The sequence below is a fragment of the Kibdelosporangium phytohabitans genome, from assembly GCF_001302585.1.
In the GTDB taxonomy this organism is placed as follows: domain Bacteria; phylum Actinomycetota; class Actinomycetes; order Mycobacteriales; family Pseudonocardiaceae; genus Kibdelosporangium; species Kibdelosporangium phytohabitans.
In genome coordinates this window covers 7,993,622-8,018,820 of record NZ_CP012752.1, presented here as the reverse complement: position 1 = coordinate 8,018,820, position 25,199 = coordinate 7,993,622, and the positions used below count along the sequence as shown (strand labels likewise).

Annotated in this window: 21 protein-coding genes; 9 read left to right on the top strand and 12 right to left on the bottom strand. The window is 68.0% G+C overall.

The annotated features are described in order from the left end of the window. Nucleotides 1-50: 50 nt before the first annotated feature. Complete coding sequence (locus AOZ06_RS60605) at nucleotides 51-368, bottom strand: hypothetical protein (RefSeq protein WP_225952985.1); 318 nt, start codon at nucleotides 366-368, stop codon at nucleotides 51-53. Between the two features lie 290 nt (nucleotides 369-658). Here AOZ06_RS60605 and AOZ06_RS36140 point away from each other — a divergent pair, with 290 nt between their 5' ends. Continuing rightward, complete coding sequence (locus tag AOZ06_RS36140; protein ID WP_054293483.1) at nucleotides 659-1,540, top strand: ABC transporter substrate-binding protein; 882 nt, start codon at nucleotides 659-661, stop codon at nucleotides 1,538-1,540. On the opposite strand, the gene AOZ06_RS36135 is transcribed toward AOZ06_RS36140, so the two are convergent. After that, on the bottom strand, nucleotides 1,530-3,626 hold the full coding sequence (locus AOZ06_RS36135) for a thiamine pyrophosphate-dependent enzyme (RefSeq protein ID WP_236951853.1): 2,097 nt from the start codon (nucleotides 3,624-3,626) through the stop codon (nucleotides 1,530-1,532). The two genes, AOZ06_RS36140 and AOZ06_RS36135, sit on opposite strands and share 11 nt — an antisense overlap. 193 nt (nucleotides 3,627-3,819) lie before the next feature. On the opposite strand from AOZ06_RS36135, the gene AOZ06_RS61390 reads away from it, so the two are divergent. Further along, nucleotides 3,820-3,945, top strand: a complete 126-nt coding sequence (locus AOZ06_RS61390) for a hypothetical protein (RefSeq protein WP_257721435.1) — start codon at nucleotides 3,820-3,822, stop codon at nucleotides 3,943-3,945. A gap of 266 nt (nucleotides 3,946-4,211) precedes the next feature. On the opposite strand, the gene AOZ06_RS36130 is transcribed toward AOZ06_RS61390, so the two are convergent. Together AOZ06_RS36130 and AOZ06_RS36125 are read right to left on the bottom strand one after the other, a co-directional pair. Further along, the gene (locus AOZ06_RS36130) at nucleotides 4,212-5,369 is read right to left on the bottom strand and encodes an NAD(P)/FAD-dependent oxidoreductase (protein WP_054293481.1); all 1,158 of its coding nucleotides are present in this window, start codon (nucleotides 5,367-5,369) and stop codon (nucleotides 4,212-4,214) included. Between the two features lie 6 nt (nucleotides 5,370-5,375). Continuing rightward, the gene (locus AOZ06_RS36125; RefSeq protein WP_054293480.1) at nucleotides 5,376-6,590 is read right to left on the bottom strand and encodes a cytochrome P450; all 1,215 of its coding nucleotides are present in this window, start codon (nucleotides 6,588-6,590) and stop codon (nucleotides 5,376-5,378) included. Nucleotides 6,591-6,727: 137 nt separating this feature from the next. Here AOZ06_RS36125 and AOZ06_RS61385 point away from each other — a divergent pair, with 137 nt between their 5' ends. Continuing rightward, nucleotides 6,728-7,333 (top strand): TetR/AcrR family transcriptional regulator, encoded by a 606-nt coding sequence (locus tag AOZ06_RS61385; protein WP_054293479.1) that lies wholly within the window; start codon nucleotides 6,728-6,730, stop codon nucleotides 7,331-7,333. 6 nt (nucleotides 7,334-7,339) lie between these two features. Here the strand turns inward: AOZ06_RS61385 and AOZ06_RS36115 are convergent, their stop codons facing one another. The 3 genes from AOZ06_RS36115 to AOZ06_RS36105 all read right to left on the bottom strand — a co-directional run bounded on the left by AOZ06_RS36115 (nucleotide 7,340) and on the right by AOZ06_RS36105 (nucleotide 10,059). Further along, nucleotides 7,340-8,185 (bottom strand): alpha/beta hydrolase, encoded by an 846-nt coding sequence (locus AOZ06_RS36115; RefSeq protein ID WP_054293478.1) that lies wholly within the window; start codon nucleotides 8,183-8,185, stop codon nucleotides 7,340-7,342. A 185-nt stretch (nucleotides 8,186-8,370) separates the two neighbouring features. Beyond that, nucleotides 8,371-8,901 (bottom strand): YflT domain-containing protein, encoded by a 531-nt coding sequence (locus AOZ06_RS36110; protein ID WP_054293477.1) that lies wholly within the window; start codon nucleotides 8,899-8,901, stop codon nucleotides 8,371-8,373. 156 nt (nucleotides 8,902-9,057) lie between these two features. Further along, nucleotides 9,058-10,059: a serine hydrolase gene (locus tag AOZ06_RS36105; RefSeq protein WP_179950766.1), complete on the bottom strand. Its 1,002-nt coding sequence runs from the start codon at nucleotides 10,057-10,059 to the stop codon at nucleotides 9,058-9,060. A gap of 78 nt (nucleotides 10,060-10,137) precedes the next feature. Between AOZ06_RS36105 and AOZ06_RS36100 the strand changes: the two genes are divergently transcribed. After that, nucleotides 10,138-10,977: an ESX secretion-associated protein EspG gene (locus AOZ06_RS36100; RefSeq protein ID WP_054293476.1), complete on the top strand. Its 840-nt coding sequence runs from the start codon at nucleotides 10,138-10,140 to the stop codon at nucleotides 10,975-10,977. On the opposite strand, the gene AOZ06_RS36095 is transcribed toward AOZ06_RS36100, so the two are convergent. After that, the gene (locus AOZ06_RS36095; RefSeq protein ID WP_157233444.1) at nucleotides 10,967-11,893 is read right to left on the bottom strand and encodes a TetR/AcrR family transcriptional regulator C-terminal domain-containing protein; all 927 of its coding nucleotides are present in this window, start codon (nucleotides 11,891-11,893) and stop codon (nucleotides 10,967-10,969) included. The genes AOZ06_RS36100 and AOZ06_RS36095 overlap by 11 nt on opposite strands. Nucleotides 11,894-12,010: 117 nt before the next feature. Between AOZ06_RS36095 and AOZ06_RS36090 the strand changes: the two genes are divergently transcribed. Continuing rightward, nucleotides 12,011-13,117: an FAD-dependent monooxygenase gene (locus AOZ06_RS36090; RefSeq protein ID WP_054293474.1), complete on the top strand. Its 1,107-nt coding sequence runs from the start codon at nucleotides 12,011-12,013 to the stop codon at nucleotides 13,115-13,117. On the opposite strand, the gene AOZ06_RS36085 is transcribed toward AOZ06_RS36090, so the two are convergent. Next, entirely contained in the window at nucleotides 13,101-14,651 is a 1,551-nt protein-coding gene (locus tag AOZ06_RS36085) for a PucR family transcriptional regulator (protein WP_054293473.1), read from the bottom strand. The genes AOZ06_RS36090 and AOZ06_RS36085 overlap by 17 nt on opposite strands. Nucleotides 14,652-14,713: 62 nt before the next feature. On the opposite strand from AOZ06_RS36085, the gene pruA reads away from it, so the two are divergent. From pruA to AOZ06_RS36070, 3 genes are all read left to right on the top strand, one after another. After that, on the top strand, nucleotides 14,714-16,339 hold the full coding sequence (gene pruA / locus AOZ06_RS36080) for an L-glutamate gamma-semialdehyde dehydrogenase (RefSeq protein WP_054293472.1): 1,626 nt from the start codon (nucleotides 14,714-14,716) through the stop codon (nucleotides 16,337-16,339). Between the two features lie 9 nt (nucleotides 16,340-16,348). Next, nucleotides 16,349-17,263, top strand: a complete 915-nt coding sequence (locus AOZ06_RS36075; RefSeq protein ID WP_054293471.1) for a proline dehydrogenase family protein — start codon at nucleotides 16,349-16,351, stop codon at nucleotides 17,261-17,263. A gap of 83 nt (nucleotides 17,264-17,346) precedes the next feature. After that, nucleotides 17,347-19,011 carry a PHP domain-containing protein gene (locus tag AOZ06_RS36070; RefSeq protein WP_054293470.1) on the top strand — a complete coding sequence of 555 codons (1,665 nt, stop codon included), beginning with the start codon at nucleotides 17,347-17,349 and terminating at the stop codon, nucleotides 19,009-19,011. An 813-nt stretch (nucleotides 19,012-19,824) separates the two neighbouring features. On the opposite strand, the gene AOZ06_RS36065 is transcribed toward AOZ06_RS36070, so the two are convergent. Continuing rightward, nucleotides 19,825-20,598 carry a bestrophin-like domain gene (locus AOZ06_RS36065; protein WP_054293469.1) on the bottom strand — a complete coding sequence of 258 codons (774 nt, stop codon included), beginning with the start codon at nucleotides 20,596-20,598 and terminating at the stop codon, nucleotides 19,825-19,827. Nucleotides 20,599-20,720: 122 nt separating this feature from the next. Between AOZ06_RS36065 and AOZ06_RS36060 the strand changes: the two genes are divergently transcribed. Continuing rightward, nucleotides 20,721-22,868, top strand: coding sequence for a DUF7507 domain-containing protein (locus AOZ06_RS36060; protein ID WP_157233443.1), 2,148 nt, complete (start codon nucleotides 20,721-20,723; stop codon nucleotides 22,866-22,868). A gap of 4 nt (nucleotides 22,869-22,872) precedes the next feature. Here the strand turns inward: AOZ06_RS36060 and AOZ06_RS36055 are convergent, their stop codons facing one another. Beyond that, nucleotides 22,873-23,835, bottom strand: a complete 963-nt coding sequence (locus AOZ06_RS36055) for a magnesium transporter CorA family protein (protein WP_179950765.1) — start codon at nucleotides 23,833-23,835, stop codon at nucleotides 22,873-22,875. A 64-nt stretch (nucleotides 23,836-23,899) separates the two neighbouring features. Then, on the bottom strand, nucleotides 23,900-25,159 hold the full coding sequence (gene aspS, locus AOZ06_RS36050) for an aspartate--tRNA(Asn) ligase (protein WP_083472156.1): 1,260 nt from the start codon (nucleotides 25,157-25,159) through the stop codon (nucleotides 23,900-23,902). Nucleotides 25,160-25,199 lie beyond the last annotated feature (40 nt).

The following is a 25,199-nucleotide window of genomic DNA, read 5'->3' as shown; positions in this document are numbered from 1 at the left end:
CCGTAAAAATCCTCGTGAGTGTTTAGTCCGGTTAGAACCGGACTAAACACTCACGAGGATTTCTGGGCCGATCTTGTTCTATGGGTCGGGATGGACGAGGGACGGGCTTTGATGGTGGTGCGTGATTTTCGCACGGCGTGCCGGCACTTCGTCGTGCGCACGATGTCGGGCACGCCGTGCTCGCGCTTCACTTGGCCGCGCACCACGGCCTGCTTTTCACTGCGTGGCAACAAAGACGGTTCGCCTGCGTGATCTCGCAACTCGCGCTGGCGGGCGCCGCCGCGTTGTTCGACCGCGATCGGCACCAGAAGCAGCCGGGCTGGCCGGTTGTCATTGTCTGACAATCCCGTTGGTACGAACACATCCACTGGCAGAATGGTTCTCGGTTCGCCATCCCCCGTTGCGGTAGCACGCCGTGCATTCTGTTGATAGTGGTCAGACGCTGGTCCGGGCCGATTTCCTCGTTCTGACGGCGTTACAGCTCACGTTTTGCTTGCCTGCCGGGCGCCGGTCGAGTTGGGTCTCCCTCCACAGGGGACAACTGGATTGGCGGTAGTTCTTCGTGTGCTGGTTCCGGCGTTGTGGTCGGCTGATCGCGTTGCTGACGGTCGTCGTTCTGACGGCGTGCACAGGTGGGTCCACTCCGGATCGTCTACCTGTGGAGAAGAACCGGATCAAGCTGGGCGTGCTGCCCGTTCTCGGTGCGGCGCCGGTGTTCCTGGCCGCCGAGCGCGGTTTCTTCGCCGCGGAGGGCCTTGAGGTCGAGTTCGTCACGATCCAGGGCGCCGGCGCCGCGATCCCGTCGATGGCCTCGGGTGAGCTCGACCTGGTCTTCGGCAACTACGTCTCGTTCTTCACCGCGCAGTCCAAGGCCACCGTGGCCGTCCGGTTCGTCGCCGACGGCTACTACGCCAACCCGCGCACGTGGATGGTGCTTGTCGCCAAGGATTCGCAGTTGCGCAGGCCCGCCGACCTGTCGGGCAAACGCGTCGGGGTGACCACCGCGAACAGCCTCGCGGACCTGACCATCAAGTCCGTGCTGGGCACGAGCGGTGTCAACGTCGCCGCACCGACGTTCGTGGAGATGCCCTACACGGAGATGGGGGAGGCGCTGCGCAACCGCACTGTGGACGCGGCCCTGCTGTCCGAGCCGTACATCACGGACGTGTCCAAACGATACGGCGCGTTGCCGCTGTTCGACGCCGCTTCCGGCCCCACCGCGGAAATCCCGATCTCCGGGTACGCCACCACCCAGAAGTTCGCGGGGCAGAACCCGAACACCATCGCCGCGTTCCAGCGAGCGCTCATCCGGGGCGCGGCGATCGCCGCCACCGACCGCACCGCGGTGGAACAAGCCATCCGCGGTTACGCGTCCGTGGACCAGCAGACCGCCGCACTCGTGACTCTCGTCGGGTACCCGACGAGCCTCGACCCGACGCGGTTGCAGCGCGTCCCCGACTTGATGCTCAGCTACGGCGGGCTCGCTCAACGGCTCGACGCCCGGTCCATGATCCTGCCGAGCGCACGGCTCAACCCGTGACCATGTCCGACGCTGCCTGCTCGATGGTGTCCTCGCTCAACAACACCTGATGGGCGGCCGGGCCGAGCGGGATGAAGCAGTCCTCGCTGGTGACCCGGCGCAGCGCGCCGCGGTACCCGCCGTCGAGCAACGCCGTGCAGACACCTTCGGACACGCCACCTGTCCGGCGGGTCTCGTCGGCGACGAGAACGCGGCCGGTCTCGTTGGCGTGCGCCAGGATGTCCGCCACGGGCAGCGGCGCGATCCAGCGCAAGTCCAGCACTCGTACGGCGATGCCACGCGCCGCGAGCCGACGGGCCACGCGCAGGCTCATCGGCACGCCGTTGGCGAACGTCACGATGGTCAGGTCGGTGCCCGAGCCGTAGATCCGGGCACGGCCGACCGGCGCGGACTCCGACGACGACGCGAGCCAGCCGTTGTCGCCGGGTTCGTACAGGTCACGCGTGTGGTAGAGCGCAATGGGTTCAAGGAAGACGCATACCTGACCGTTGGTGCGGGCCGCGCTCGCGCACGTGTACAGCATCGCTGCCGCGTCGTCCGCGCGGGCCGGGGCGGCGATCAGCACGCCGGGGATGTCCCGCAGCGCCGCGATCGAGTTGTCGTTGTGGAAGTGGCCACCGAAGCCCTTCTGGTAGCCGAAGCCCGCGATCCGCACGATCATCGGGTTGCGGTACTGGTCGTTGGAGAAGAACCGCATGGTCGCCGCTTCGCCGCGGATCTGGTCGAGCGCGTTGTGCACGTAGGCCAGGTACTGGATCTCGGGGATCGGCAGGAACCCGGCCAGTGCCGTGCCCAGCGCGGTGCCCAGGATGGACTGTTCGTCGAGGACGGTGTCGAACACCCTGGCCGGGCCGAACTTCTTGTGCAGGCCGCGGGTCACGCCGTACACGCCGCCCTTGCGGCCGACGTCCTCGCCGAACAGCAGCGCGCCGGGGTCCGACGCCAGTATCCAGCCGAGCGCTTGGTTGATGCCCTGCGCCAAAGTGCCCGAAACCGGGACAAATGGTGCGTCCACTGTGGAGGTGGCGAGCGGCGCCATGATCTGCTTCGCGCCTGCCAGCTTGGGCCGCGACACGGCGTCGCGCACCCGCAGCCGCACCTCGGCGCGTTTGGCCTCGTAGCGTTCGAGCACTTCGGACGGTGTCAGCAGGCCCTTCGACACCAGCAGCTCGGCGGTCCGCACGAGCGGGTCGAGCGAGTAGTCCGCGGTGATCTCGGACGGCGACCGGTACGCACTTTCCACATCGGACCCGGCGTGGCCCATCAGCCGGACGGTCCGCAGGTGCAGGAAGGCGGGCGCCCGGTTGGCGCGGACCCATGACACGGCCTCGCCCGCGACCGGCACGACCGAGGACAGGTCCGTCGCGTCGGCCGAGAAGTACTCCAATCCCGCGCCCGCGTGCACTTCGGCGACCCAGCCGGGTGGCGTCCGGACGCTGATCCCGATGCCGTTGTCCTCGCACACGAACAGCACCGGCAGCGGCAGCCGCTGGAACGCGCAGTACCGTGCCGCGTTCAGCGCGCCGAGCGCGGTCGAGTGGTTGGCCGACGCATCTCCGAACGTGCATGCGACAACGGCGTCATGCGGCCACGGTGCCGGCAGGCCGATTTTCGCCGCGCGTTGGACACCCAGTGCCAGTCCGACCGCGCGCGGCAGGTGCGACGCGATGGTGGAGGTCATCGGGATGACCGACATGGCGGCGTTTCCGAAGACCTTGTGCCTGCCGCCGGAGATCGGTTCGTCGGCCGCGGCGGTGATCCCGAGCAGGATGTCCAGCAGCGGGTCGACGCCGGTCACCTGGCGTGCTCGTTCGATGTGGAACGCACCCGATCGGTAGTGCAGCAACGCCGGATCGGTCGGTCGCAGTGCCGCGGCGACAGCGGCGTTGCCTTCGTGGCCCGAAGAACCGATGCTGTAGAAACCCTGGCCCTGACCACCGAGTTCGCGGGCGGCGATGTCGATGTGCCTGCTGCCGAGCTGGGAATCGAACAGCTCCAGCAACCCTTCGCCGTCGTCACCGTTGCCGCCGTTGGGGGTCAGCGCCTGCACCGTACGGGTGAAGTGCTCGTCGATCGGCTCGCTCACCACCCCGATCATGGCCGCGCCGGCTGAGAGTACGCAACCTGCCGGTTTGTCAAGAGCGGATCCTGTCAACAGTCCGCTGAGCTTTCACAAGTTGTCGTGAAATCTGTGTCACAACGTGGAATAGGGGTTGAGAGTGGTTTGCGATTTCGCTTCCATGAATTGGTAAGTGTGTGACGGGAGAGCGGAGCAGGTCATGACCGCCATGCGGGACAGAGTGTCGTTCGATGAGGACATCGAAGGCGCTTTCGAGCTGGAATTGCCCATCCAGCTGGACGATGACGACTACTTCGAGCCGACCATCGTGCGCGGCCGCGAGTAGCTGGACAGTCCACATCGGATAGAGGCGGGTGGCACCGGGTGCCTCCTCGCGCGCCGCGGCTGCGTACCTATGTGGACGGACGGGGTAACCCGCGTGATCGATCAGGATGGCGCGGATCACGTCCGGACCGGGACGCGCTGGGCAGGCTGTCGGGTGGGCACGCCGTCCAGCAGGATGCCGAACCGGCGGCACGGTGCGGTTCTCCAGTGCGGCTGCGTCCGCCGCACTGCACCGCTCACTCTCCCGCGGCCTGGTTCTGAACCGTTCTAGCCGATCGATTCAGCCAGCAGGCCCCGCGCTTTGCGCAGCTCCTTGGGCATGTTCCAGGCGAGCACGCCGATCAGCTCGCCCGCGCGCTCGTAGTGCGCGACGAACTTGCCCTCCGCCGGGTCACCCTGCCGCACGGTCACGTCCGCGTCCTGCGCGAGCAGCCCGAACGCCGCGATCTTGGTGTCGTACTGGTCGGTCCAGAAGTACGGGATCGGTTTGAACGGAGCGTTCGCCCCCAGCAGGTTGCGCGCGGCGGCCATTCCCTGCTCTGTCGCGTTCATCCGGTGCTCCACGCGCATCCGCTCGTCGAAGCCCTCGTGGTGCCAGCTCGCGACGTCACCGGCGGCGTACACGCCGGGCATCGCCTGGCAGGTCGAGTCGCACAGCACGCCGTCGCCGATCAGCACACCGCTGTCGGCCAGCCAGTCGGTCGCCGGAACGGCACCGATTGCCACCAGCACGACGTCCGCGTCGAGCTGGGTCCCGTCGGTCAACCGGACCCCGTTGACCCGCCCGTCGCCGAGCAGCGCCTGCACGCCGACACCGGTCATGACGTTGACGCCCTCGCCGGCGTGCAGCTGCGCGATCAGGTCGCCGACCTGGGCGCCGAACTGGCGGACCATCGGCTGGGGGAGCGGGTCGACCAGCGTGACGTCCAGCCCCAGCTTGCGGGCTGACGCGGCCGCCTCGCAGCCGAGGAACCCGGCGCCGATGACGACCAGCCGTGCCGACTCAGCCAGCTCGGCGCGCAACGCGACAGTGTCGTCGAGGGTGCGCATCACGTGCACACCGGTCAGATCGTGGCCGTCGGGCAGCAGCCGCGGCCGGACGCCGGTGGCGATGATCAGGCCGTCGTAGCCGATCGTGCCGCCGTCGTCGAGCCGCACCACCTGCGCCTCGGTGTCCAAGCCGGTCGCGAGGGTGCCGAGCCGCAGCTCGATGCCCGACTGCTCGTAGACCTCGTCCTTGCGCAGGGCGATCTTGTCGGTGTCCCACACGCCCGAGAGGACCTGCTTGGACAGCGGCGGGCGGTCGTACGGCAGGTGCAGCTCGTCGCCGACGAGCGTCAACTGCTTGTCGAAGCCCTCCCTGCGCAGCGTTTCCGCCGCGGTGAGCCCGGCAGCCGACGCCCCGATGACCACGATCCGGTCCATGCTCTTTCAGTCCTCCCAGGTGACCGGCAACTCGTGCACACCGTAGACGAGGGTGTTGTCCTTGAACGAGATCCGGTCGGGCGAGACCGCCAGCCGCAGTCCGGGGACGCGGCCGAAGAGCCGTGCGTACACCTCCCGCAGCTCGATCCGGGCCAGCTGCTGGCCGATGCACTGGTGGATGCCGAACCCGAACGCCAGGTGCGTCTTGGCCTTGCGTTCCAGGTCGATCGCGTCGGGTCGGTCGTAGACGCGCTCGTCGCGGTTGCCCGAGTTCAGCGCGGCGACCACCCAGTCACCCGCCTTGACGGTCCGCCCGCCGATGTCGAGGTCGTCGGTGGCGTAGCGCAGCAGGCCGAACTGGACGACCGACAGGTAGCGCAGCATTTCCTCGACCGCGGACGGCGCGAGCCCCGGGGTGTCGCGCAGCGCCTGCAGCTTGTCCGGGTGCTGCGCCAGGACGGCCGTGCTCAGGGCGATCATGTTCGCGGTCGTCTCGTGGCCGGCGATGAGCAGGGTGATGCTCAGCTCGACCATCTCGTCCTCGCTGACCGGGTCGCCGGACTCGCGGCTGCGCTGGATCATCCGGCTGATCAGGTCGTCACCCGGGTCGGCCAGCTTGCCCGTGAACAGCGTGCCCATGTAGTCGCGCAGTTCGCCGTGTGTCGCGTACATGACCTCGGGATTGCCGTCGACCGCCATCAACGTGGCGCTGCGGGCGTGGATCATCTCTCGGTCCTCGTAGGGCACGCCGAGCAGCTCGCAGATCACCAGCGAGGGGATCGGCAGGGCGAAGTGCTCGTAGAAGTCGACCGGCTTCGGGCCGGCGAGCAGGGCGTCGACGTGTTCGTCGACGATGCGCTGGATGTACGGGCGCAGCGCCTCCATGCGCCGCACGGTGAACTCCGCGGTCAGCATCCGCCGTAACCGGGCGTGCTCCTTGCCGTCGAGCTGGAGCACGTTGCCGGACATGACGGGGCGGTCGAGGTCCGCGTCTGGCATCACGTGCGCCGACGGCGCTTTGCGCGAACTGACACCCGGTGCCGACAGCAGGGCCCGTACGTCCTCGTAGCGGCTGACCACCCACGCGTCGATGCCCGCGGGACAGCTGGCCTGGGTGATGGCTTCCTGGTCGCGCATGGGGGCGAACTCGGCGGGTGGCTCGAACGGACAGCCGGGCGCCCGGGTGGCGGGGAACGCCGGGACGGTCGACAGTTCGGTCATCGATGGGATCCCTTCGAAAAATGGCAGTGAGTGCCATAATGCATAGACTGCCACTAGGCGGCCACTGCCGCAACGCCTGGTGACCGGGACCCGGCGGTAGCATCGGCGCGTGGATCTTGGGGCGTAGGAGGACGACCGTGGGGCTTCGCGAGCTCAAGATGGAGCGCACGCGGCGACTGATCGCAGACAAGGCGTTCGAGCTGTTCATCGAGCAGGGGTTCGACCGGACCACGATCGAGCAGATCGCCGCGGCGGCCGAGGTCGGCCCGCGCACGCTGTACCGGTACTTCCCGACCAAGGAAACCCTGATCGTCACCTTCGTCGAGGCGCACCTGTTCGGAGCCGTGGACCGGCTGCGCGCGCAGCCCGACGACATGCCGGTGGACGAAGCGCTCTACGCGCTGATCGACAGCGTGCTCACCACGACGGCCTTCAACGGGCCCCGGGTCCTGGCCGCGTACGAGCTCGCCGAACGCACTCCCTCGGTGCGGGCCGAGTTCAGCGGGATGTGGTACCGGTGGTGCGACGAGGTCGCCCACGAGGTCCTGCGGCGCAGCGAGGGCCAGTCCGGCGAGATGACCGCGAGGCTCGCCGCGGCCGCCGTGAACGTGGTGATCGACATCAGCGTCCGCTCGTGGGTGGAAAGCGGCGGGAAAACCAGCATGCGCGGGCTGATCAACCGGGCGCTGGAATTGTTGCGGAGCGGCGAGGTGCCATTCCCGGCGCCCACCGCACCCGCCTAGTCCTCACTATTGGCTGAAGCCGGAGAGAATACCGGCGACTTCAGCGGGTTTGGTGAGGAACGTGCCGTGCCCGCCGGACGCGTAGTGCACGTCGAACAGATTGTCCGGCGTCAACTCGTCGGCTTCCCTGATGTAACGCTCCTGCGCCGCGGGCGGCATGCTCTTGTCCCCGGTGAGCCGGATGAAACTGTGCGGGACCCGGCCCCACGTCGCCTTGTCCACGCGAATGTCGAACGTCGGGTTGGTCTGCCACCACACCTCGTCCGGTTCGAAGCCGTTGAGCGTCGCGGCGAACCCGTTCGGCGTCGCCTCCGCGCCGAGTGCGTGGTGCAACGCGTCGAACACCGCGGGATCGGTGGTGCGCCAGTTGAGCCGGATGTACCCGCGTTCGGCCGGGTCGGTCATCGTGATCCGCGCTGTCGCCGGGAACAGTGCGCTGGACGCCCATTCCGGTTCGTTGACGTAGTCCGCGCCCGCCATCGTGACCGGGCACTGCGCCGCGATGTACACGACCCGGTCGAGCAGGTCGGGGATCTCGTTGGCGACGCCCGTGATGGTCAGGCCACCGAGGCTGTGCCCGACGAGGATCACCGGACCGTGCTCGCGGACCCGGCGGACGGCGTCGGCCACGTGGCCGACCCACTGCGGCCCGGTCACGTCCGCGATCGGCGACGGCTCGGCGGCGAAAGCCGCCAGGTCCTGCGTCTGGTAGGCGCTGGTGAATCCCGTTCCGCGGCCGGGCAGGTCGACCGCGAGCGTCCGGTGACCGCGGAACGCCATTTCCCGCTGCATGGGCGTCCACACCCTGGAATTGCTGCCTGACGGGTGGACGAAAACATATGTCGGAATCACGCTGCCGAGTATGCGGACCGGTCGCGCCGCTGTCGACGACAATGCCCTATCGGGCGAGAAATCGCGCCTGTTCGGCGAATAACTGCGAGGAAACAAATATGACTGCGAAAACCTCGTGAGGTCTTGTTCGATGATAACACAAAGGCGGGACCGCGAAATCGCGGTCCCGCCTCCTGCGGTCTCGATCAGCTCTGGCTCACGGCCTGCGCGGCGGGCATCCCGATGGACAGCTTGGCCAGCAGGTTGCGCGCCGCCTCAGCCTGGCGCGGCTGGCACAGCACGTCGTAGCGCCGGGCCACGATCTGGCTGTGCGACACGAAGTCGCGGCGGCCCCGGGTCGCGCCGTAGTTCATCGCCGCGAACACGACGCCGAAGAACGTACCGGTGAGCAGGCCGACCAGGATCGGTCCCCACGCGAACCCGCCGCCTGCGGCGAACATGCTCAGCAACAGGCCGACGAACAGACCGAACCACGCACCGCTCGCCGCGCCTGTGGTGAGCACGCGGCTCCAGCTCAACCGGCCGGCGACGCGTTCGACCAGCAACGGCTCGACACCGACGATCGTGACGTCCTGCACGGGGAAGTTGGCGTCCGCCAAGTAGTCGACGGCTTGCTGCGCCTCGGCGTAGGTGTCGTACGAGCCGATCGGCCACCCGTTCGGCATCGTCGGCAACGAAGGAATGGAGTTGGTGGGGCGAAAGGCTGCTGTGGACATCTCTTCTCACCTCTGGGGTGTCAGGTTCGTACACCCCATTCAACGTGAGGTACGGGTGAGTTGTGCCCCCAGCCGGATGTTCACAGAGACCTATCAGCTGACTCTCAGGCGTGCCGGGGAACGGCACACGCGCCGTTCCCCGCGACCCGGCAGCCGTCAGCCGCCGTTGGACGGCTGGTAGGCCTGCGCCCGCAGCGTCCTCGCGCTGGTGTCGCCGGAGATCTTGTCCACCGCGCGGAGGAACTTCGGCCCCATCTCCGAGCGCGCGCCCACGAACGGGTGCGTACCGCCGAAGTCCGCAGCGTGCTCCGGCAGGCCGCGCGCGAACAGCGCGTACGTCAGCACGGGCTTGCCCGCGTTGTCGAACATGACGCCGGCCTCGTTGCGGCCGTCGTTGAGCCAGCCCGCCTTCGTCGCGACGCGGGCGCGGTCGGCCGACGACATCACCCGGCGGATCCCGTCGGTGAACGCCACCTGTGAGCGCAGCAGGCCCAGCAGGTAGTCGGTGGACGCCTGGCTCAGCAGCGTGCCCTTGACCAGGGACTGCAGCAGGTCGTGCGTCTCACGCGCAGTCGTCTTGCCGAGGAAGTACCGCTTCGGGTTGGCGACCGGGATGACCTGGGTCTTCGGGAAACCCTTCGCCTTGAGGGTCTCGTTGATCTCCGCGGGCGGGCAGACCAGCCCGACCAGCCGGACGCACGTGTCGTCCGAGACGGTCAGGAACAGGGCGAGAATGTGCCCGACCGTGAACACACTGGGGTACGCGCCGTCGAGCGCGATGATGCCGTCACCGTCCTTGATCACGATGTCGGCGGGCACCTCGACCTGCTCGGTGAGCGTCAGCAGGCCGCGGTCGATCTTGTCGAGGACCGTGACGGCCACAGCGACCTTGTTGACGCTGTAGGCCTCGACCACCTCGTCCGAGCCCTGGTCGACAGCGACGCCGTCAGCCACGCTGATGTGCGCGTTCCACGTGCCACCCGCCTCGGCGGCCTTGTCGTCGTACACCCGCTTGACCCGGGCACGGGCCCGGTCGGGCCTGGCCGGGCTTGCTTCTTCCACGTCCTGCGCGGACGCCGGAGCACTGCCGAGAACGCTGCCCGCGGCGACCGCGGTCCCCAAACCGAACGCCGCACGCCTGTTGAGTCGATAACCCATGGCCCGAGATCCAACCACGGATGGATGAACCGAACAGGCCCGAGTTCTCGTACTAGAAGACAGATGGGAGGGGTGTGCATGAAAACCGCAAGAAACAGACCCGCGGGTGCGCCCGGACCGGTCTTCACCATCTCGGACCTGGCGTTCCAGGTGCTGTGGGAGTACCTCGGACTGCTGGACATGCCGGAGACCTTGACCGTGTCGCACCACAGTCCCGACCAGCGCGGAATGGTGTCCAAGGCCTGGTCGGAGCTCCAGCGCGCCGGGCTCGCCGACTCCACCGCGCCGCATCCCCGGCTGGTCGCGCTGATGAACATCCTGGCACGACCTCGCCTCGCTGTCGGAGCACGGCTGTGGCTGGGCGGCCCGGTCCGCGCCTACGCCGCGACCGCGGGTGACCAGGCCGCGTTCGGCGTGCACGTCGGTGGTTACGTGAACATCCACGCCATCCGCCCCGAGGACATCGCCCGCGCGCCCGTCTCGCTGCTGCTGGAAGCCTCACCCGGGCCCGGCTGCACGGTGTCGTTGCCCAACGAGGTCATCGCCGACGCCCGGTTCCGGTCCATCGCGGGACCCGGCACCAGGACCCGGCCGCGCGCGCCGCGCATCGGCTCGCAGGAGGCGAACTGGCTCGCCGAAACGATCTACGGCGCGGAGGACCGCGGCGAGTTCACCGCGGCCGTGATCGACCACATGGGATATTCCGTGCGGGACGACGAACTGGTCGGGTTCTTCGACTCGCCCAACGGCCGCTACCTGATCGAGGAGTACCGCGCGGCCGACGGCCGCGACTGGACCACTGTGGAGCCCGCCACCGGCAAGATGCTGGTCGACTGCATCGACCGGACCCTGCTGACGTTGAGCGGCCACCTGGTGAGCGAACTGGCGCGCGCGACCGAACCGGCCTTCACCCGCTGAGGTCGATGCCGTCGAGCAGCGCCTTCAGCCCCAGTTCGAACAGGTTGTCCAGGACCAGGTCGTATCCCTCTGCTGCCAAGGTGTTCAGCATCCTGGCGAACGTGGGGAAGCGGCCGTCGCCCGTGATCGTTTCCAGTGCGGGCGCCTGCGCGTCCATCCAGTCGTCTTCGGACAGTCCGGACGAGCCCGCCGCCTGCTGTTCGCGTTCGAGGTGGATCGCGACGCCCTGGACGTAGCTGAAGAGCAGCACGTGCAGGTCGCACATCTTCGCCGCGCCGAGACCGTGGCCGTCCAACGCGGACAGGATGAACTCCGCGTGCGTCGCCAGGTTCGGCAAGGGCATGGGCCGGGTGATCGGCGCGAGCTGGGCGAGCCACGGATGGCGGCGGTACAACGACCACATCGTCCGCGCGGACAGTTCGAGCCGCGCACGCCAGCCCTCGGGCGGGCTGGCCGGGTAGCCGCGTTCGCCGTAGGCCGCGTCGGCCATCAGGACGACGAGTTCTTCTTTGCTGGCAACGTGTTTGTACAACGCCATCGGGGCGACCGCGAGCCGTGCCGCGACACCGCGCATCGACAGCGCGCCCAGCCCTTCGGCATCTGCCGTGACGATCGCGGCCCGCACCACGCGTTCGCGAGTCAATTCCGGGGCACGCCCGGCACGTGACCTCGGCGCGGCCGTCGCTCTGGGCGCGCTTTGTGCTTTCGGCGCACCGGTGACCACCGTCCCGGACCGCGGCTCGGCACGGACGAGCCCCTCCTGGCTGAGCGCGGCGAGCGCTTTGGCTGCCGTGGCCATGGCGACGCCCCACTCGGCGGCGATCTTGCGCGTCGACGGCACCTTCGCGCCAGGCGGCAGCTCGCCGGTCGTTATCCGGCGTTTGAGCTCGTCGGCGATGGTCAGATACCTGCTCACCGGCACCCCCTGTGCTAGTACAGATGGCCAACTGTACTAGGTCAGTTTTAGCATGAAAACCCAGCTGAAGACATAGTGTGCAACGTACTTGAGATACAACGTTCAAGGAGGTACACGATGCGGAACGTCCTCATCTCCGGCGCAGGCGTCGCCGGGCTGGCACTGGCCTACTGGGTGCGTGAGGCGGGTTTCTCGGTGACCGTCGTCGAACGAGCACCAGGCTTGCGCTCCGGCGGCCAAGCGGTCGACATCCGCGGCGTCGCACTCGACGTGATGGACCGGATGGGCCTCAGCGCGAAGATGCGCGCGGCACGCACCCAGATGCGCGGCATGTCCATGCTCGACGCCGAGGGCAACGAGTTGTTCCGCTCCGAGGAGCACGTGCTGAGCAGCGGCAGGCTGGACAGCGACGACGTCGAACTGCTGCGCGAGGACCTGACCGCGATGCTGTACGAGCTCACCGAGGACAGCGTGGAGTTCGTGTTCGGCGACGCGATCACAGCCCTCGAACAGGCCGAGCACGGCGTGCGCGTCGAGTTCGAGCACGGCGGCTGGCGCACGTTCGACTTCGTGATCGGAGCGGACGGGGCGCACTCGGCGGTCCGCGGGCTGGCCTTCGGCCCGGAGCGGGACTACACCCGGCACCTCGGCCAGTACCTGGCGATCTTCCCGATGGAGAACTTCCTCGACCTGGACAACTGGCAACTGTGGTTCCAGGACCAGCACAGCGGCGGCGGGGGTGCGATCTACCCGGTGCGCGGCAACGCCGAACTCCGCGTGACGCTCGGGTTCGTGTCGGAACCAGTGGACTACGACCACAGGGACGCCGAGCAGCAGAAGAAGATCATGGCCGAGCACCTTGCCGGGATGGGCTGGGAGGTGCCGACGCTGCTGGCGGCGATGACCGAGGCGCCTGCCTTCTACTTCGACGCCATGGCCCAGATCCACATGGACAGCTGGACCAACGGCCGGGTCGCGCTGGTCGGCGACGCCGGGTACTGCGCGTCCCCCTTGTCCGGCCAGGGCACGAGTCTCGCGCTGGTGGGCGCCTACATCCTGGCCAGGCAACTCGGCGAGGACTCCGGCGGGCACTTCGGCGCCTACGAGCAGCGGATGCGCCCCTTCGTGGAACCCAACCAGGCTCTGGCGACCGAGAACCCGGCCGGACCGCCGTCGGAGGAGTCCGTCGAACGCGCGAAGAACGCGATCACCCTCGACGGCTGAGCATGAGCTGGAGCTGGGTGATCAGGCGCTGTTTCGGGTCGTCCAGGTCGATGCCCGCGAGCTCGGCCGCGCGCCTGACCCGGTACCGCAGGGTGTTCGGGTGGATGTGCAGTCGTTGCGCCGCCACGCGGACGTCACCGAGGGCTGCCAGGTACGCCAGCACCGACGGCACCAGGATGTCCTTTGTGTCCTGTGCGGCCAGGCCGGTCAGCCTCGGGTCGCGGATTTCCTCGTGCTCGGCCAGCAGTGCGAGCAGTTCCGCGACCAGCACTTCCGCGCGCACGTCGTCGATCGAGGCCACCGGCAGGTCCAGTCCCGCGTCGAGGATCCGGTCGGTTTCCCGGCGTGCCCCCGCTGTCCGGCTGAGGTTCGGTGCCATTCCGACCGCCGCGCGGACGGCGATGCCCGCGTGTTGCCGTGCCGCGGCAACGATTTCCTTCGCGAGGGAGATCATGCCGTCGCCCGCGTGCAGGTCGGGCAGCAACGCGTAGATACGGGCGCGCAACGGCGTGACCAACGCGGCACGGCGGTAAGCCGCGGCGTGCACCGAGATCACGTTGATCAGTTCCGCGCGGCGCAGCTCCAGCGTCGACCTGTCGGCGTCGTCGGTCAGTTCGAAAGCCACGACGCCCGCCGCGCGTTTCGCGTCCGCGCCGATGTTGGCGGCGACCACGCCCGCTGTCGTGTGGCCGTCGAGCAGGCCTTCCAGCAGGCTTTCGCGCAGCCGGAGCGGTGCGCCCGGATTGCTCCGGCTGCGCACCAGGTGCAACGCGGTGACACGCGCGGCACCCAGCAACGCCCGTTCGGCCTGTTCGGTGAGCGGGGTCGCGCCTTCCTGCACCCAGATCGTGCCAAGGGACTGCTCCCCGGCGTGCACGCCGACCGCGAGCCTGCGCCGGATGCCGAGCTCGGGGCGTTCGTCGATGCGTTCCACCGCTTCGCTTTCCCGCAACCGCCGGTACACGCCCCACTCGCGCAGCTTGGCCAGGTACTGCTCCGGGCCCTGGCGGCCCAGGATCGACAGCCGCCGCAACTCGTCGACCTCGTCGGAGGACCGCGAGTACGCCAGCACGCGGCTGGCGGTGTCCTCGATGCTGACCAGCCCACCGGTCAGCGCGGCGATCGTCTGGGCCAGGGAGAACAGGTCCCCGACCGTCTCGCTGTCGTCGTCCGCGCCGAGGTTCGCGCGGGCGATCGACTCCAGCTGCTCCCAGCGCGCGTCGGCGCGCACCGAGAGCAACGCCACGCCCGCGTCGGTCGCCGCTCGTTCCAGCGCCTCGTCCTGCCCCTTGACGGCGACAGCGAGCGCTCCTCGGCGTGCCGCGGCGCGCACCGTGGCGACCGCGGCCCGGCCCCGGACACCGATGATCAGGACGACGTCGCCGGGACGCACCTCGGGATCGTCCTCCGGATCGAGGATCACCACGTCACGCACCACGCCGTCGAGCCCGCGCGGCGCCGAGACGACCTCGACCAGCGGGTCGCCGAGCGCCTGCAGCAGCTGACGCAGCGTGTTGTCCGATCGGCTAACCATGGTGGTCGAATCTTAGCCAATGCTACAAAAATTGCAGCTCATCGCGGCCCTACGGTGAGCGCATGGACGCAGTGACTCGAGTTCCCGCCCCGGTCAACGAGCAGGTCATCGACTACGCGCCGGGCACCGCGCCCCGTGCCGCGCTCGAGGCCGAACTCGGTGTGCAGGCCAAGGAGACCGTGGAGTTCACCCTCACCATCGACGGTGAACAGCGGATGGCCGGTGGCGCCCGGATCGACGTCGTGCAGCCCCACAACCACCGCGCGGTCCTCGGCACGCTCGCCAACGCCACGCACGAGGACGCCCAGGCCGCGGTCGCCGCCGCCAAGCGCGCCGCGCCCGCGTGGCGCTCGCTGTCCTTCGACGCCCGCGCCGCTGTCTTCCTGCGCGCCGCCGACCTGCTGACCGGCCCGTGGCGTGCCCGGCTCAACGCCGCCACCATGCTCGGCCAGTCCAAGACCGCCATCCAGGCCGAGATCGACGCCGCGTGCGAGCTGGCCGACTTCTGGCGGTTCAACGTGCACTTCGCCCGCCAGATCCTGGCCGAGCAGCCGATCAGCTCGCCCGGCATCTGGAACCGCACCGACCACCGGCCGCTCGAGGGCTTCGTCTACGCCATCACTCCGTTCAACTTCACCGCGATCGCCGCGAACCTGCCGACCGCGCCCGCGCTGATGGGCAACACCGTGGTCTGGAAGCCGTCGCCGACGCAGTCGCTGTCCGCGCACCTGACCATGCGCCTGCTCGAAGAGGCCGGGCTGCCCGCGGGCGTGATCAACCTGGTGACCGGTGACGGCCTCGCGGTCTCCGACGTCGCACTGGCCGACCCGGACCTGGCCGGTATCCACTTCACCGGCTCGACCAAGACCTTCCAGCACCTGTGGGGCCAGGTCGGCGCCAACATCGCCGGGTACCGCTCGTACCCGCGGATCGTCGGCGAGACCGGCGGCAAGGACTTCGTGCTCGCGCATCCGTCGGCCGACGCCGACGTGCTGCGCACCGCGCTGGTCCGCGGCGCGTTCGAGTACCAGGGCCAGAAGTGCTCGGCGGCGTCCCGCGCGTACGTGCCGAAGTCGGTCTGGCAGCGAATGTCCGGCGACTTCCTCGGCGAGGTCGAGTCCCTCACCGTCGGTGACGTCACCGACCTCGGCAACTTCATGGGCGCCGTGATCGACCGGCGCTCCTTCGACAAGCTGTCCGGCGTGCTCGAGCGTGCCAAGTCGGACCCGTCGCTGCGCGTCGCCGCAGGCGGGACCGCCGACGACAGCGAGGGCTTCTTCGTCCGGCCGACCGTCCTGCTCGGCACCGACCCGGCCAACGAGGTGTTCACCACCGAGTACTTCGGCCCGGTCCTCGCCGTGCACGTGTACGAGGACAACGCGTACGACACAGTGCTGGCCCAGATGGAGAACGCGTCACCGTACGGCCTGACCGGCGCGGTGATCGCCAACGACCGCGCGGCCGTCGAACGCGCCGCCGAGCAGCTGCGGTTCGCCGCCGGCAACTTCTACGTCAACGACAAGCCGACCGGCGCGGTCGTCGGCCAGCAGCCGTTCGGCGGTGGCCGGGCATCGGGCACGAACGACAAGGCCGGCTCCCCGTTGAACCTGCTGCGCTGGGTCAGCCCCCGATCGATCAAGGAGACCTTCGTGCCACCGACCGTTTCACGCCACCCGCACCAGGGGTAGGAGGTAGACATGTTGCGTACCAGCCTGCTTGCCGCGGCACGATCGCCGTTGGCCCGAAAGCTCGTCGAGCGCAACCCGCTGACCAAGCCCGTGGTCGGCAGGTTCGTCGCCGGTGCCGAGACGCCCGACGCGGTCACCGCGACCAGGGAACTCGTCGAGTCCGGCCGTGCGATCACCATCGACTACCTCGGCGAGGACACCACCGAGGTCGCCGATGCCAGCCACACGGTCAAGGCATACACCGAACTGCTGTCGGCGCTGTCCGACCAGGGCCTGGCAACTGGTGCGGACGTGTCGGTCAAGCTGTCCGCGGTCGGCCAGGCGCTGCCCGGTGACGGTCACAAGATCGCACTGGACAACGCCAGGCTGATCGCCGACGCGGCGGCTGGTGTCGGCGCCACGCTGACGCTGGACATGGAGGACCACACCACCACGGACTCCACACTGGACATCCTCGGCGAGCTGCGCGCGGACTTCCCGTGGGTCGGCGCGGTGCTGCAGGCGTACCTGTACCGCACCGAGGGCGACGCACGCGACCTGTCCGGCGCCGGCTCGCGAGTGCGGCTGTGCAAGGGCGCGTACCGCGAACCAGCCTCAGTGGCCTACCAGGACAAGGCCGAGGTCGACCGCAACTACGTGCGGGTGCTCCGGATCCTGATGGAGGGCCAGGGGTACCCGATGATCGCCTCGCACGACCCGCGGATCATCGCGATCGCCGGTGAGCTCGGCATCGGGCGTCAGTTCGAATACCAGATGCTGTACGGCATCCGGCCGCAGGAACAGGAAGCGATCGCCCGCCGCGGCGACACGATGCGCGTGTACGTGCCGTACGGCGTGCAGTGGTACGGGTACTTCATGCGCCGCTTGGCGGAACGCCCGGCCAACCTCGCGTTCTTCCTGCGTGCGATGGCAACGCGGGGGTAGCGTGCGGTAAGCCCGAGTTCGCCACGCGTTCATCCGCCGCGGTCAGTGTTGCGCCGTCTTCGACGAGCACATGAGGAGCGGACGTGGGACACCATCATCACGATCATGATCACTCCCACGTCCACTCCGGCGAACTGCCGAGAGCGGCGGACCTCGACGTGCCGGACGAGGACCTCGACCGCGACGAGATGACCCGCAGGTCAGTGTTCCGCAGAGCAGGACTGCTGGGTGCGGGCCTGGCCACCGCAGGCAACGTCCTCGGCGCGACACCCACGGCCGCGGAGAACAGCGTGCCCCGCGGCGGCTTCCGTTGGCTCGCAGGCGACCACCACGTACACACGCAGTACAGCGACGACGGCAAGTACCGCGTCGTGGACCACGTGCGACACGCGAATGCCTACGGCCTCGGCTGGCTCGTGATCACCGACCACGGCGGCCCAGTCCACGCGAAGATAGGCGTCGACAAGGTCAACCCCGACATCAGGGTGGCGCGTGAACGCTACGACGGCACCCTGGTGTTCCAGGGACTGGAATGGAACATCCCCGGCGCGGAACACGGAACGGTCTTCGTGGCACCGGGACGCAACGAGGCGTCGTTCCTGAAGGAATTCGAACTCGGCTACGACGGCCGGACAAACGAGACCACGACGGACAAGGAAGCACTCGCGATCGCGGGCGTCAACTTCCTCGCCGAAGGCGTACGCGAACGGCGCGTCGACGACGCACTGATGCTCGCGAACCACCCCGCCCGCAAAGGAGTGGACTCACCCCACGAGATCAGAGGCTGGCGCGACGCGGCCCCAGGCATAGCGGTCGGTATGGAAGGCGCACCGGGACACCAGGCAGCGGGGATCCCGAAGCCACACGGCGGCGGCCGAGCCCGCGGATACTACGACGGAACACCAGCCGCAGAAGCATTCCCCGGCTACCCACCGGAGAGCTACTACACGTGGGGCGGCTTCGACTGGATGACAGCGACGGTAGGAGGACTGTGGGACAGCCTCCTGGCGGAGGGAAAGCCGTGGTGGATAACGGCGAACTCCGATTCCCACAGCGTGTACGCGGAATCCTCGGCACGGGGCCCGAACAGCGACTTCACCACCAACGGCAGACACGCGGACCCAGTGCACGGCGGAGCGCTGAACCTGACGGACGGAGACTTCTGGCCAGGCTGCTACAGCCGTACACACGTTGGCGCCCTTGACTTCTCATACCGCGCGGTAATGGACGGAATTCGCGCGGGCCGCGTATGGGTGGATCACGGTGGCCTGATCAGCGGCCTCGACGTGCGGCTCCGCAGCCAAGGCGGCTGGCTGTCCAGCGCGACACTGGGGGGCTCGTTGCACGTACGCCGTGGAACCCCGGTGGAACTGACCATCAGCATCGACCTCGCGAACGGTCCCAACTGGGCGCAGTTCGTACCTGTTCTGGCGCGTGTGGACATCATTCAGGGCGATGTGACCGGGCCGGTGCTTGACCGTGACACGTTCGCCGCGCCTCGTACCAAGGTCGTGAAGTCTTTCGAGGTCAAGAAGTCTTCGGGGACTGTCGGGTTTACGTACCAGCTTGGTCGGCTTGATCGGCCGGTTTATGTACGGTTGCGGGGGACCGACGGCAACCGGGTCGCTCCCGGCTTTCACGGGGCAGCGGTTGATCCGGCGGGGCCTGCGTTGGACGCCGTGGGGGATGCTGACCCGTGGAAGGATCTTTGGTTCTACACCAATCCTATGTGGGCTTTGCCTTATTAGCGCAGATGGTCCGTGCCGGCTTGTGCTGCCTGCACGGGTCGGCTTGTGGCTTGTGCTGCCAGCACAGGGCTCGGTTTCGTGGTTTCTCCCTTCCGTATGACCTGGGCCCAGCCCGACCGCACGTGTCCAGGGGTCCGCCTGCCCTGTCCAGCCAGGCTGAAAGCCCCACCGGGCCCCTTGACACGTGTGGTTGCCTCCCGCAGGCCACACGGAAGGACCCCACTCTCACCCACGCGAAGCCGCGCCCGGCGCTGGGACCGCTCTTGTCCACCTTGTGGCGGTCTGCCCACCCGGCGAGGGCCTTTCGTGCGGCATGAGCCTTTAGCAGAGTGACAAGAAGGCCCTCGCCGGGCGGCAGACCTCTGGGCAGGAGCCATGGGGGGCGGTTCCCCCTCTCCGCAGCCGAGCCGTTGGTGTGTTTCGGTGGGCGTGGGCGCTCCTGCCCGTCGACCTGCCCAGAGGGAACCACGGACTGTCAAGAGGTCCGTATCGCTTCCGCTTGGTGGTGCTTCGCGTAGGCGGACCTCCTGACAGCCCGAGGTCGGCTTCGCCCAGGCCGACGGGCAGGAGCACCCCCGAAGCACCCCTTTGCGCTTGCGCGCTCGCCGCTGTGGCTGGCTTGCGCGCTTGCCGCTCAGGGCGGTTTCGCACGTGCCATCTGCTTGTGCCCTGCCTGCTTGTGCCCTGTGCGTCGGTGCCGACTGTCGCGCTGGTGGTGTCGGCTTCTTCCGACTTCACATGCAACAGCTCTCGGTGATCTGGTTGCTTGAGGTGGGGAGCCGGGCCGCCAGTTTGCGAGAGGGGCTGGCAACCTCAAGGGATGCGGTTGAACTCGGTCAACGCTGTGGTGAATGAGTCCGGGTCCACCTTGATGAGGCCTTGGAAGGGTTGGTCGAGTTCGATGGCGAAGTAGACCGTGAACGCCAGTGTTCCGGCGAGCACCACGATGCTCAGGATGTGCCGGAACTCGTTGCTGAAGCCCATGGCCAGTGGGAAGGCCACCATTGCGAAGCCACCGATGATCGTTCCCCACAGCAACAGGGTCAGCAGTGAGCTGTCGCCGGTCGCTTGCTCGATCCGGGCTCTGCGTTCGTCCGACGCTGTCCTGATGTTCTGCAGTGCCTGGTCTCTTATCGAGAGTTCACGGTCTGCTTCGGCTGGCAGCCTTCCGATCTCCGATCGGACCGCCACCAGCAGGTCGTCGGCTTTCGGGTCCGACTCCTTCCTGTCGAGCATCGGCCACTCTTTCTCGATCACCTCCGTTGTGTACTCCTTCAGCAGCGCCCTGATCTGGTCGCGTTCTGCCGTCGGGGCATTGGCGACCTGCCAGTAGACCTCGATGAGGCTCGACGCCTCCACCTCCGCGTGCTGCTCCGTCGCGTCTGCTTCCGTCCAGGTGATCACTGTGTAGAAGGCCAGCACCACGATGAACAACGCGTTCAGCACGCCGCCGACGAAACCGATCGCCTCCGAGTTGTAGGTGCCTTCCCTCGCGCGTCTTCTGCGTCCCACGGCGATCATCACGCCTGCGGAGATCACCATCACGGCGACGACAAAGAGATACGCGTAACCTGGCACGAACACCATGTTTGACACACCGTCGCGGATGGCGCCATGGGGTAGCGTGCAAATACACCGGGAGGAGTGAACATCCTGGCGGTGCGTGACGCGCGTGACCTATCGTCCGTCCTAACCTGACGGAGGTCGAAGTGCGAATATGGGGACTCGCGGGCACGCTGTCGATGCTCTTGTTCACCGCTCTTCCCGCCACCCCTTCCTCCGCTGGTCAGCCGGTCGCTCCCGTCAACTTCGACCAGACGGTCTACGGTGACTTCGCGGTCATCGGCAACACCGTCACCACCTGTCCCCGTGAGCCCGGGCAGTACCCGGTGCGATTGTGCATCGATGCGCAGAACCGTGTCGGCACAGGGCCTTCCGCGCAGAACAACGGGTACCCGATGGCGTGGGCCGACGTCGACGCGGACCCGGGTACGTTCAACTCCTCCAGCGCGCGGTTGAACATCCCGGCGGGCGCGCGGGTGGCCTACGCCAAGCTGACCTGGGCGGGTGACACCGGGTCTCCCAAGGACATCCCGTGTGGACGCGGCCCGATCCGTCCCCCTGGTTCCCCTGCGCAGCAACAGGTTTCCCTCAAGGTCAACGATCGCGGGAGCCTGGTCGGCCCGGACAAGTACACCGAGGACCCGATCGCCGCCCTCGCGAACACCGACCACCAGTTCTACAGCGCCCATGCCGACGTCACCGGGCATTTTCGTGGGATGACCGGCCCATCGGCCGTTACCGTCGGGAATGTCTGGACGCCACAAGGCTTCGACTGCTTCGGCGGCTGGTCGCTGACCGCCGTCTGGATGTTCGACACGCCCAATCCGGCGGCACCGGCGCGCAAGCAGGTCGCGGTCTACGACACGTATTCCCGCGTGCTGACGACCAAGCCCGGTGCGCAGGTCCGGCTTCCGTCGATCAAGTCAGCCGGTGGGCTCACCCGGGTCGGCTTGGCCGGTTTCGAGGGCGACTGGGCCGTCTCCGGCGACCAGGCCATGGTCAACGGTCACAAGCTCGGCGGCACCGGCAACTTCTTCGTCTCCGCCGCCGACGGGCAGCTCAAACCCAACAGCCCCAACAACATGAGCGTGGACGCCCGGACGGTCGAGCTGCCGGGTGACGTGTTCAAGCCGCGTGAAACCGGCGTGAACATGACGTTCACGAGCGGGCTCGACGCCTACCTCGTCGCAGGCGTTGTGCTGTCGTCGGGCAGGCCCGAACTGGCGCTGGCCACGTCGGTGCAGCCCGCTGTCGCGCATCCGGGCGATCAAGTCACCCAATCGGTGACCGTGACCAACACCGGCAGTGCGCCCGCGGTGGACGTGTTGGTGCGAATGGATATCGGCACGTCCTGCGATCAGAGCATTCCCCGGCTGGAACCGGGACAGGGGGCGAAGGCCACCTGCGCCCGGCCCGCGCCCGCCGACGACGTGCAGCCGTCCGCGCGGGCGACTGGCACGAGCCTCATCGGCGACCAGCTGTCCGCGACCGCGTCCACTTCGCTCGAAGTCGTCCACCCCGCCATCGCGGTGTCCAAGACGGCCACGCCTGGAACTGTCCTCAGTGGCCAGACCGTCGGCTACGCCATCGAGGTGCGCAACACCGGCGACACACCGCTGTCCGGGGTCGCGGTGGACGACAAGCAAGTGGACGCCTGCGACAAGCCGGACCTCGGCACGCTCGCGGCGGGGGAGAGGAAGTCCCTGCAGTGCTCGATTTCCGCGGGCGAGGATGGGATCACCAACAACGTCACGGTCATCGGCGCGGACAAGACCGGCAAGAAGGTGGCAGCAGGCGCCAGTGCCGCGTTCACCGTCATCCACCCGCGAGTCGAGTTCACGGTCAGGCCGTCGAGCCGTGCGGCACGGGCAGGGGAGACAGTCACGTTCACCGTGACCGTGCGCAATCCGACGCCGATCGCACTCGGTGGCGTCCGCGTCACCGGCACACCCTCGGCGTGTGCTCGTGACATCGGGACCTTGGCGCCGCAGCAAACCGTCGAGTACACGTGCTCCGTCGTGATGCGCGAGCGCTTGACGACTTCGTTGACGGTGACCGCGACACCGTTCATCAACGGGCAACTGGCGGAAACCAGGCGCGACATGGTGAACCTCACGTCGGCGGTGATCGTGTCGCTCGTGGAACCGACACCGGAACCGCCGATCGTGAAGAAGTCCGCCGAGACGTCTTCCTCGCAGAACACGCCGGTGGCCGCGTTCGTCGCCGGGCTCGCCACGATCAGCACGTTCGTCACAGTCGGGGCGATCAGCGCGACCGCGCGGGCGAAGAAGTGATTGCCTACAACCAGTCCTTGCGCTTGAAAGTCGTGTAAAGCGCGACCGAGGTCAGCGCGATGGCCACCGTGGACACCCAGAAACCCCACGGCTGGTCGACGCCCGGCACCGGCACGTTCTGCCCGTAGAACCCGGTGATCGCGGTCGGCACCGCGATGATCGCCGCCCAGCTCGTGACCTTCTTCATGATCAGGTTCATCCGGTTGCCCTGCAGGTTGAGCTGGGTGTCCCTGATCGTGGCGATCAGGTCCCGCAACGACTCCACCTGCTCGGACGCCCAGATCGCGTGGTCGAGCACGTCCTGGAAGTACGGCCGCATCCGTTCGCTGTATATCGCGTTGTCCGGGCGGAGCAAGGTGGCGATCAGCTCGCGCATCGGCGCCACCGTGCGCCGCAACTGCCCCACGGACTTGTGCAGCGCCAGCGAATGCCGTTGCACGGCGAGCGAGTTCGGCGGCCGGGTGAACACGTCGTCCTCGAGCGCTTCGATGCGGTCGTCGAGCGACTGTGCCGCGTCCAGGTAGGAGTCCACGACGTAGTCGAGGATCCCGTGCAGCAGGAAGGCGACGCCGTCCGTCATCGGCTCGTCGTCCCAGCGCTGGACGACCGCGTCCATGTCGAACTCGGGATCCTTGCGGACGGTGACAAGCGTTTGCTTCGTCACGATGACCGCCAGCTCGTGCACGGTCAGCTCACCGGCGTCGTTCGTCTGCACGGCGTAGCAGATCACCAGCGCGTGCCCGGGGTAACGGCTGAACTTCGGCCGCTGGTGCTGCTGGACGGCGTCCTGGACCGCGAGCGGGTGCAACCCGAGCGACTCGGTGAGCTGCGCCAGGTCGTCCGCGCTCGGGGCAGCCAGGTCCAGCCACACGATGGTGCCGGGGTCGTCGAGGTTGGCGGTCAGCCGGTCGGGTGGGAAGTTCTCGGCTTCCAGCGTGCCGTCTCGGTACACCCGCGAACGAGTCATGACCGCACAGTAGTGCGCTCCGAATTGCGTGAGGCAATCCGGAGCGCACCACAACGGGTGAAGGTCACGGACTGAGCCGGTGCAGGTCCCTCGGGAACAACGTCGTCTGCCGGATGTTCGGCGCGTTCACCAACCGGGCGGTCCAGCGTTCCAGGCCGAGCGCGAACCCGCCGTGCGGCGGCATGCCGTGCCGGAAGGCGGCGAGATAGCCCGCGTACGGCTCAGGGTCGGCCAGCACGGCGAGGTAGTCGTCGTACCGGTGCAGCCGTTGCCCGCCGGTCACCAGCTCGACGCCACGAAACAGCAGGTCGAAGCTGTTGGAGTACTGCGGCCGGGCAGGGTCGGGATGCGTGTAGAAAGGGCGCTTGCGCATCGGATATCCGGTGACGAACAGGAATTCCGAGTCATACGTGCGCAATGCCCACTCCGACAGCGCCCGTTCGTCCGCGGGCGCGAGGTCCGGTTCGTCCGGGTCGGCGCCCGCGACCTTGAGCGCGTCCGCGAAGTGGACCGCCGGGATCTCGGCGGGCACCTCCGGCAAGCGCACCCCGAGCAACGCCACCGACTCCGCGGCGCGCTCACGGATCGCCCCGACCATGCCCGCCACGGCTTCGCGCAGCACCGCCATCACGTCGCGGTGGTCGGCGATGAAGCCCAGTTCGGCGTCGAGGCTCGTGTACTGGGCCAGGTGCCGGGTGGTGTCGTGCGGCTCGGCCCGGAACACGGGCCCGACCTCGTAGACCCGTTCGAACACCCCGACCAGCGACTGCTTGAAGAACTGCGGCGACTGCGCGAGGTACGCGCGGTGCCCGAAGTAGTCGATGCCGAACACGTTGGCGCCCGACTCGGTCGCCGTGGCGACGATCTTCGGCGTGTGCACCTCGGTGAAGCCCAAAGCGTCGAGCGCGGCACGATACCCGGCGACACTGGCCGCGGTGATCGCGAACCCGGCGCGGTGCCTCGGATGCCGTAGCGCGATCGGCGCGTTGTCCAAAATGGTGGGCAAGGTAGCACTGAGGTTGGGGCGGTACAGGTCGAACGGCGGGGCCTGCACCGGCCCGGACAAGGGCGTGATCGCCGGTTCGGTGATCTCAGCGCCGCCGGGAGCCTGGTCGCTGGCGACAACGAGGCCCTCGACCTCGACGACGGACTCCTCGGTGACGCCCGCCGGTTCGGGCAAGACCACCTGCACCAGCCCGGACCGGTCACGCAGGACGAGGAAGGTGACGGATTTCAACTCACGCCGGCGGTGAACCCAACCGGCGACTCGGACACGGGCGCCGACGTGCCGCGGCACGTCAGTCGCCAGAACTCGCGAGATCATCGTTACTCCTGGTGGAATCTCGGTGATCCCTTGGGAGTGC

What these genes read in the sequence shown, in the direction of transcription:
- AOZ06_RS61390 (WP_257721435.1), top strand. Translation starts at nt 3,820, where the DNA reads ATGACCGCCATGCGGGACAGAGTGTCGTTCGATGAGGACATCGAAGGC.
- AOZ06_RS36130 (WP_054293481.1), bottom strand. Translation starts at nt 5,369, where the DNA reads ATGGACCGGATCGTGGTCATCGGGGCGTCGGCTGCCGGGCTCACCGCG.
- AOZ06_RS36125 (WP_054293480.1), bottom strand. Translation starts at nt 6,590, where the DNA reads ATGACCGAACTGTCGACCGTCCCGGCGTTCCCCGCCACCCGGGCGCCC.
- AOZ06_RS36110 (WP_054293477.1), bottom strand. Translation starts at nt 8,901, where the DNA reads ATGTCCACAGCAGCCTTTCGCCCCACCAACTCCATTCCTTCGTTGCCG.
- AOZ06_RS36105 (WP_179950766.1), bottom strand. Translation starts at nt 10,059, where the DNA reads ATGGGTTATCGACTCAACAGGCGTGCGGCGTTCGGTTTGGGGACCGCG.
- AOZ06_RS36100 (WP_054293476.1), top strand. Translation starts at nt 10,138, where the DNA reads ATGAAAACCGCAAGAAACAGACCCGCGGGTGCGCCCGGACCGGTCTTC.
- AOZ06_RS36090 (WP_054293474.1), top strand. Translation starts at nt 12,011, where the DNA reads ATGCGGAACGTCCTCATCTCCGGCGCAGGCGTCGCCGGGCTGGCACTG.
- AOZ06_RS36085 (WP_054293473.1), bottom strand. Translation starts at nt 14,651, where the DNA reads ATGGTTAGCCGATCGGACAACACGCTGCGTCAGCTGCTGCAGGCGCTC.
- pruA (WP_054293472.1), top strand. Translation starts at nt 14,714, where the DNA reads ATGGACGCAGTGACTCGAGTTCCCGCCCCGGTCAACGAGCAGGTCATC.
- AOZ06_RS36075 (WP_054293471.1), top strand. Translation starts at nt 16,349, where the DNA reads ATGTTGCGTACCAGCCTGCTTGCCGCGGCACGATCGCCGTTGGCCCGA.
- AOZ06_RS36065 (WP_054293469.1), bottom strand. Translation starts at nt 20,598, where the DNA reads ATGGTGTTCGTGCCAGGTTACGCGTATCTCTTTGTCGTCGCCGTGATG.
- AOZ06_RS36055 (WP_179950765.1), bottom strand. Translation starts at nt 23,835, where the DNA reads ATGACTCGTTCGCGGGTGTACCGAGACGGCACGCTGGAAGCCGAGAAC.
- aspS (WP_083472156.1), bottom strand. Translation starts at nt 25,159, where the DNA reads ATGATCTCGCGAGTTCTGGCGACTGACGTGCCGCGGCACGTCGGCGCC.